This window comes from Nocardioides sp. (assembly GCF_047607185.1).
In the GTDB taxonomy this organism is placed as follows: domain Bacteria; phylum Actinomycetota; class Actinomycetes; order Propionibacteriales; family Nocardioidaceae; genus Nocardioides.
Map to the genome: position 1 here is coordinate 1 of NZ_JASGDQ010000052.1, position 6884 is coordinate 6884.

9 protein-coding genes are annotated in these 6884 nt (G+C 71.9%); all 9 read right to left on the reverse strand.

The annotated features are described in order from the left end of the window. Nucleotides 1-55: 55 nt before the first annotated feature. A complete protein-coding gene (prfB, locus tag QM595_RS05145) occupies nucleotides 56-1177 on the reverse strand; it encodes a peptide chain release factor 2 (protein ID WP_415170455.1) in 1122 nt (373 codons plus the stop codon). A 61-nt stretch (nucleotides 1178-1238) separates the two neighbouring features. After that, nucleotides 1239-1718: a CAP domain-containing protein gene (locus tag QM595_RS05150; protein WP_415170456.1), complete on the reverse strand. Its 480-nt coding sequence runs from the start codon at nucleotides 1716-1718 to the stop codon at nucleotides 1239-1241. A gap of 75 nt (nucleotides 1719-1793) precedes the next feature. Continuing rightward, nucleotides 1794-2225, reverse strand: a complete 432-nt coding sequence (locus tag QM595_RS05155) for a pilus assembly protein TadG-related protein (RefSeq protein ID WP_415170457.1) — start codon at nucleotides 2223-2225, stop codon at nucleotides 1794-1796. After that, entirely contained in the window at nucleotides 2215-2658 is a 444-nt protein-coding gene (locus tag QM595_RS05160) for a hypothetical protein (RefSeq protein ID WP_415170458.1), read from the reverse strand. Before QM595_RS05160 ends, QM595_RS05155 begins: the two co-directional genes overlap by 11 nt. Nucleotides 2659-2888: 230 nt before the next feature. Then, nucleotides 2889-3272, reverse strand: a complete 384-nt coding sequence (locus tag QM595_RS05165; protein WP_415170459.1) for a TadE family protein — start codon at nucleotides 3270-3272, stop codon at nucleotides 2889-2891. Further along, nucleotides 3269-3433 (reverse strand): hypothetical protein, encoded by a 165-nt coding sequence (locus tag QM595_RS05170; protein WP_415170460.1) that lies wholly within the window; start codon nucleotides 3431-3433, stop codon nucleotides 3269-3271. The genes QM595_RS05165 and QM595_RS05170 overlap by 4 nt, the downstream gene beginning before the upstream one ends. A 24-nt stretch (nucleotides 3434-3457) precedes the next feature. Next, nucleotides 3458-4375, reverse strand: a complete 918-nt coding sequence (locus tag QM595_RS05175; protein ID WP_415170461.1) for a type II secretion system F family protein — start codon at nucleotides 4373-4375, stop codon at nucleotides 3458-3460. Next, complete coding sequence (locus QM595_RS05180; RefSeq protein WP_415170462.1) at nucleotides 4372-5226, reverse strand: type II secretion system F family protein; 855 nt, start codon at nucleotides 5224-5226, stop codon at nucleotides 4372-4374. The genes QM595_RS05175 and QM595_RS05180 overlap by 4 nt, the downstream gene beginning before the upstream one ends. Next, nucleotides 5226-6461: a CpaF family protein gene (locus tag QM595_RS05185; protein WP_415170463.1), complete on the reverse strand. Its 1236-nt coding sequence runs from the start codon at nucleotides 6459-6461 to the stop codon at nucleotides 5226-5228. The genes QM595_RS05180 and QM595_RS05185 overlap by 1 nt, the downstream gene beginning before the upstream one ends. Between the last annotated feature and the right edge of the window lie 423 nt (nucleotides 6462-6884).

Genomic DNA, 6884 nt, shown 5'->3' on the forward strand with positions numbered 1-6884 from the left:
AGGAAGGGGTTGCTCCCTCCGCATGACGTCCGCCCAGGGTCTGCTCAGGGTCCGCTCAGTCGGCCTCGGTCGGCTTGTTGCCGCCCCGGCGCCAGCGGATGCCGGCCTCCAGGAAACCGTCGAGGTCGCCGTCGAAGACCGCCGCCGGGTTGCCGGTCTCGTAGCCGTTACGCAGGTCCTTGACGATCTGGTAGGGGTTGAGGACGTAGTTGCGCATCTGGTCGCCCCAGCTCGCGGCGACATCGCCCTTGAGCTCCTTGAGGTGCGCCTCCTCCTCGGCCTTCTTCATGGCCAGCAGCTTGGCCTTGAGGATGACCATGGCGGAGGCCTTGTTCTGCAACTGCGACTTCTCGTTCTGGCAGGTGACCACGACGCCGGTCGGGAGGTGGGTCAGCCGGACCGCGGAGTCGGTGGTGTTGACCGACTGGCCGCCGGGACCGGAGGAGCGGTAGACGTCGACCTTGACGTCCTCCTCGGGGAGGTCGATGTCGTCGGTCTGCTCCAGCACCGGGACCACCTCGACGGCGGCGAAGGAGGTCTGCCGGCGGCCCTGGTTGTCGAACGGGCTGATCCGGACCAGCCGGTGGGTGCCGGCCTCGACCGAGAGGGTGCCGTAGGCATAGGGGGCGTGCACCGCGAAGGTGGCGGACTTGATGCCCGCCTCCTCGGCATAGGAGGTGTCGAAGACCTCGACGGGGTACTTGTGCTGCTCGGCCCAGCGGGTGTACATCCGCAGCAGCATCTCGGCGAAGTCGGCCGCGTCGACGCCGCCGGCGCCGGAGCGGATGGTGACGAGCGCCTCGCGGGCGTCGTACTCCCCGGACAACAGCGTGCGAACCTCGAGCGCCTCGACGTCCTTGGCGATCCGGCTCAGCTCGGCCTCGGCCTCGGCCAGCGCCTCGGCGTCGCCCTCCTCGGTGCCGAGCTCAACGAGCACGCCGAGGTCCTCGACACGGCTCGCCAGCGACTCGAACCGCTCGATCTCGCCCTGCAGCAGGGAGAGCCGGCCGGTGACGCGCTGGGCATTGGCCTGGTCGTCCCACAGGTCCGGGGCGGCGACCTGCTTCTCGAGATCGGCGATCTCGGCCTTGAGCCGATCCAGGTCGAGCACCTGCTCGATGGTGCGCATGGTCGCTCGGAGCTGCTTGAGCTCGGCGTCGAAGTCCGGTCCTGCCACGAGGCGCGAGTCTATCGGCCGTGCCGGCAACCACCCGATTCGGCGTACGCCCGGCGGTGCCTCAGGCGCGGCCGAAGAGCTGGGAGACGTACCAGTTGCCGTCGGCGTCCTGCCGGGCCGCGATGGCGATCAACCCGAAGCGCTTCTCCAGGATGTTGTGCCGGTGGGCGCTGGACTGCATCCAGCCCGAGTCGACCAGGACGCTGCCGGCGCTCCAGCCGTAGGCGACATTCTCGCCGACCATGCTGAGCCCGCATTTGCGCAGCGGCGGGTAGAGGCTCTGGTGGGCCATCTCCCCCTGAGTTGCCATCCATTCGGCCTGGGCGGCGGCGTAGCGCTGCAGGCAGGCGCTCTTCTTGAGCCGCCGCAGGCCGTTGGCCCGGCGAGCCTGGTTGGTTGCCTTGACGGCCTGGTCGGCGTAATACGTCGCAGACGAGTCAGTCGCGGTGGCGGCCTCGGCCGGCGTGACCACCAACAATCCGGTCAACAGACCCGCGCTGAGGGCGCTGAGCAGCGCGGCGCGGCTTATCCTTCCCCTCATGTCTGCCAGCATAAAGCAAATGGATGGTAACGTCACATCCTCCGAACGGTCAGGACAAATGACCCAAATGGGTGATCACGGGTCCAGCCCGACGGCCGCGACACCGGTAGCGCCGACCACCGGGTGATGTGGTGAGCCGGGCACGTGCAACGGCAGGTCGAGTGGCGCGCTGAGCCGCACCTCGACCCGCTCCTCGGTGACGGCCACGGCGAAGCGCAGGCCGGGATACCGCTCCCGGGCACTGGTGCGGACCAGGTAGTCGCCGACCGCCGCGGTCGCCTCCGCCTCGGTCAGCCGCAGCCGCTGTCCGAGCCCGTCGCCGTAGACCTCCACTCCCTGGGCACCCGCGTCGGCGCCGTAGAGCGCGGCGCCGTCGGCCAGGCTGCCCAGCCCCTGCCGCTGGAGGTAGCCGGCCGTGGCGTCCACGACGACCGCGCCGGCGATCAGCAGCACGCTGGTGAGGCCGACCACCAGCGGGATGGTCGAGCCGCGCTGGTCAGCTCTCATCGGGTGGCTCCTGGTAGCGCCCGACCGGGAGCGTGTGGGTGCTCTCCAGCGCGACCTGGGGCGGGCTGCCCAGCACGCTCGGCAGCCAGGGCAGGGCCGCCCCGCTGCGCACCCGCACCATGACCACCGAGCCGGCGGCATGACAGGAGCGGGGGTACGGCGTGCAGCCGACCTCGATGTCGGCCGGGATGTCGACGCCCTGGTCGGCGAACACGATCTCCACCGCCTGCTCGGCGCGGGCGCGGCCCTCGGCGTCGGAGTCGGCGAGAACGTAGGCGCGGCCGGCCGCTCGCGCGGCGGCGCTCACGGCAAAGGCGCCGCGCTGCACGTCGAAGACCGCCAGCACCAGCCACAGCACCGGCACCATCAACAAGATGGCGAGCCAGGTGAACTCCACCAGCGCGCTGCCGCGCTCGCCGCGCCGGCGGATCATCGAACGCGCTCTCAGAGCGTGTTCGAGGACTCGGCGTCGAGCTCGGCGTTGTCCAGCGTGCGTCATGGAGCTCGGGGTCCTCGCGGAAGTGCGAGCGCCAGCGAGCATCTTTCGTGGGGTGAGCTGGCGGAGGAGGGAGCCATGCCGGAGGCATGGCGAGTGACGACAACGCGGCCAGGGCGCGTGCTGGGCGGCGCGGAGCCGGCGCTTCCGAGTTCTCGAACGCGCTCTCATGGCTGCTCCAGGACGGCGCGGCCGGAGACGTCGACGGCGATGGCCGGGCCGCCGAGCCCGAGCGCGGGCACCTCGGCATGGATGAGCACGCGCACCGCCGGGGCGCCCTCGATCGTCGTGGGCTCGGCGGTGACGTCGTCGGCGTAGCGGGCGGCGAGCACGCCGTCGAGCTGCTGGCGGGCACGGGCGACGCCGTCCCCGGGCGAGTGGCCGGCGGTGGCGGCGTACCTGGCGCCCTCGGAGGCGGCACTGGCCAGGGTGTTGCGGACGAACATCACCAGCGCCACCTGGAGGATGCCGAGGAAGAGCGGCACCAGCAGGCCGAGGATCAGCACGAAGTCGACGACCGCTGCCCCGCGCTCGGCGTGGCGACGGCTCATTTCACCTTCGACAGCGCCGCCGAGAGCATGGCGGTGAGCTGGTCGCTGGCGAGGGTGTAGAGCGCGGCGACCAGGCCAGCGCTCATCACCGTCACCAGCACCCAGCCCGGCACGTCACCGCGTTGGCCGCGAGCTCGGAGGCGGTGGAGCAGTGTCTTCATGCGAGGGTTCCTTTCCCGAGAGGGTCACGGCGTCGTGAGGTGGAGCCCGATGACGCCGGGATAGAAGGCGAACAGGACGGTGACCGGGAGGACCAGGAAGACGATGGGCACCATCATCAGGACCTCCTTGCGTGCGCCGGACTCGATGAGCTCGCGGCGGCCGGCCTCGCGGACGTCGGCGGCCTGGGCGTGCAGCACGTCGGCGAGCGGGGTGCCGCGCTCCACGGCGACGGCGATCCCGGCGGCGAACCGGGCGACCAGCGGCAGCCCGGAGCGGGCGGCGAGGGCGTCGAATGCGGCGGCGACCGGCTGGCCGGTGCGGATCCCGGCGAGCACCCGGCCCAGCTCGGCGGAGAGCTCGCCGCCGCTGCGGCGCACGACTCGGTCGAGCGCCAGCACCGGCGACTCGCCGGCGGCGACGCTGAGGGCGAGCAACTCGGCAACGGTCGGGAACTCCGCGACGATGCGCCGCTCCCGGGCCCGGGCCTGGCCGGTGAGCCGGTTGTCGCGGGCGAGCACGCCGACCACGAACGCGACCGCACAGAGCACCAGCGACGGCACCGCGTTGCCGGGGTCGGCCAGGGTGCGCAGCAGCCCGTAGCCGGCGGCGACCGCGAAGGCGGCCAGCCCCCACAGCACCTGCTCCACCCGGAACTCGTGGACGGTGCGGTCGATCCCCGCCCGCTCGAGCCGGCGTCGTACCGTGGCCGCGCCGCCAAGCGTCTGCTCGACCATCTCGGCGGCGGCCCGAAGCAGCGGCCCGAAGACGCCGGCGGCGGCGGAGACCGGTGCCGTCGCCGGCCGGGTCGCCATCGGCAGATCGCGGACGTAGGCCAGCACCCGGGCATCGAGCGAGGGCCGGCGGATCGCCCGGATCCGGGCAGCTGCGAGCAGCACGCCCGCCGCGAGGAACGCCCCGAGCGCCGCTCCCCAAAGCGTCATGACAGGATCCGGCGCTCGACCGGCAGCCGGCCGATCCGCATCATCAGCCAGTAGGCGACCAGGCAGGCCGCGCCGCCGATGACCAGGACCAGGGTGCCGCCGGGCGAGGCGTAGCGGTGGATGACGTCGGGCTGGGCGGACATGAAGAGCAGCACGATCCAGGGTCCGGCGACGGCTAGCCGGGCGCCGTTGACGGTCCAGGCCTGACGCGACTCCAGCTCTGATCTGGTGCGGGCGTCCTCGCGAAGATAGGTGGAAAGGTTGCGGAGCAGCCTGCCGAGCTCGCCGCCGCCCACCTCACGGGCGATCCGCAGCCCCTCGACCACGCGGTCGCCGACAGGGTCGGCGAGCCGGTCCTTGAGCCGGTCGAGGCACTCGCCGAACCGCCCCGAGACCTGGTAGTCGAGGGCGAAGGCCGCGAATGGCTCCCGCAGCGCCTCCGGGCCGCGGCTGGCCAGGCCAGCCAGCGCCTCGGGCAAGGACAGCCCGGCGCGTACGGCGGAGGCCAGGTTGTCGACCGCCTCCGGCCACACCTCCGCGAACTCCCGCTGCCGCCGTCTGGCCCGGCCGGTCAGGATGGCGACCGGGAGGTAGCCGGCCATCGCGCCGAAGGCGAGGGCGACCGGCGGGGTGCCCGAGACGACTTGCATGACCAGTGCCGCCGCCAGGCCGCAGGCGACGCAGAGCAGCACCAGCCCGCCGGGCGAGACCCGTGGCAGCCCGGCCCTGGCGAGCAGCCTCGCCAGGGCTGACTCTCTCGTCGCGGACGGTCGGGGCGCTCGCGGCAGCGCGAAGGCCGACCACACCAGCAGCAGGCCGACGCCGACGCCGAGCCCGACCAGCGCGCCCATCAGTCGCGTCCCAGCAGGCCGTGCACGTCGATGCCGAGCCGCTCATAGCGCTCGGTCCGGGGCGGCATCCCGCCGGCCCGACGCAGCTCGCCGTCTCGCCGCTCGAAGACCGGCGCCGTCTCGATCACGCCGGCCTCGGCCCGGCCGGGCACGGCGAGGATCTCCTCGACGCGGCGCCGGCCCTGCGCGTCGATGCCGAGGTGCACCACCAGGTCGACGCACGACGCGACCGTGGGCACCACGAAGGCGCTGGAGATGTTCTCCCCCGCCAACAGCGGCAGCAGCGACATCTTGGCCAACGCCTCCCGAGCGGAGTTGGCGTGCAGCGTGCACATCCCGGGCAGCCCGGCGTTGAGCGCCAGCAGCAGGTCGAGGCACTCCTCGGCGCGGACCTCGCCGATGATGAGGCGGCTCGGCCGCATCCGCAGCGACTCCTTGACCAGATCGCGCAGCCGCACCTCGCCGGTGCCCTCCAGACCGGCCTGGCGGGTCTGCAGCTGCACGTGATCGGGGTGCGGGAAGCGCAGCTCGAAGACCTCCTCGGCACTCACCACCCGCTCGCCGCCGGGGATGGCCGCGGCCAGGCAGTTGAGCAGGGTGGTCTTGCCCGCCTGAGTTGCCCCGGCCACCAGGATGTTGAGCCCAGCGCGGACGCTGGCCTCGAGGAATGCTGCCGCGCGAGTGGTGAGGCTGCCGAGCTCGACCAGGTCGGCGAGCCTGGTCGCTCGGACGGTGTGTTTTCGAATGTTGACAGCGGTGAACTCGCGGCTGATGCCGGCAAGCACGACGTGGAGCCGGTGGCCCTCGGGGAGTTGGGCGTCGACGAACGGCGTGGAGAGGTCGAGCCGCCGGCCGCTGGCCTTGAGCATCCGCTCGACGAGCTCCTCGACCTGCTCGGTGGTGAGGAAGATGTTGGTCAGCTCGTGGCGGCCGGCCCGGGCCGCGAACACCCGCGAGGGCTGGTTGATCCAGACCTCCTCCACGGCGGGGTCGTCGAGCAGCGGCTGCAGCGGGCCGAAGCCGGCGACCCGAGCGACCAGCTCCACGACGATCGCCGCCGGGTCGTCGACCGGGACGACCGCGCCGGTCAGCGACCGCTCGTCGTGCTCGCGCACCACCGTCTCGGCGATGCGCCGCACCACCGCACTGTCCCGCTGTGGATCGACACCCTCACGACGCACCCGCTCGCGCACGTGCTGGTCCAGCACGTCGACGTCGACCTGCGCCATCCCCATGATCTGCCTCCAGTTTCCCGAGTTGGAGTGCCCACATGGTTGCCCAGCATTGTCGAGGCCGAAACCCCATGTCAGCGATCTGTGGATAACATGTGACTGGAGTTGACGATGAGGCGAGAGCGACGCCTCGGCCGACAGGCCCGGTGCCTACCGCGTAGTGGCGACGTCGAGGGCGATGTCGATGATCATCTCCTCCCGGCCGCCGACGAGTCGCCCGCCGTGACAGCCAGTCGGAGTGAGCTCTCAGCGGCAGGCGGTCGCGGTGAGCATTCGCGATCAGCGCCTTCTAGTGGTCGTCTCTGGAAGTTCGTGGGGGGTATGCGTGGATCCAGGTGCGCGCAGCGCAAGGCGGCGTCGCGACGGCATACCGGGCGTCTTCCGAGCGGCGCCAACGCCGCGATGGGTGTGCCTGGGCCGCGCAGA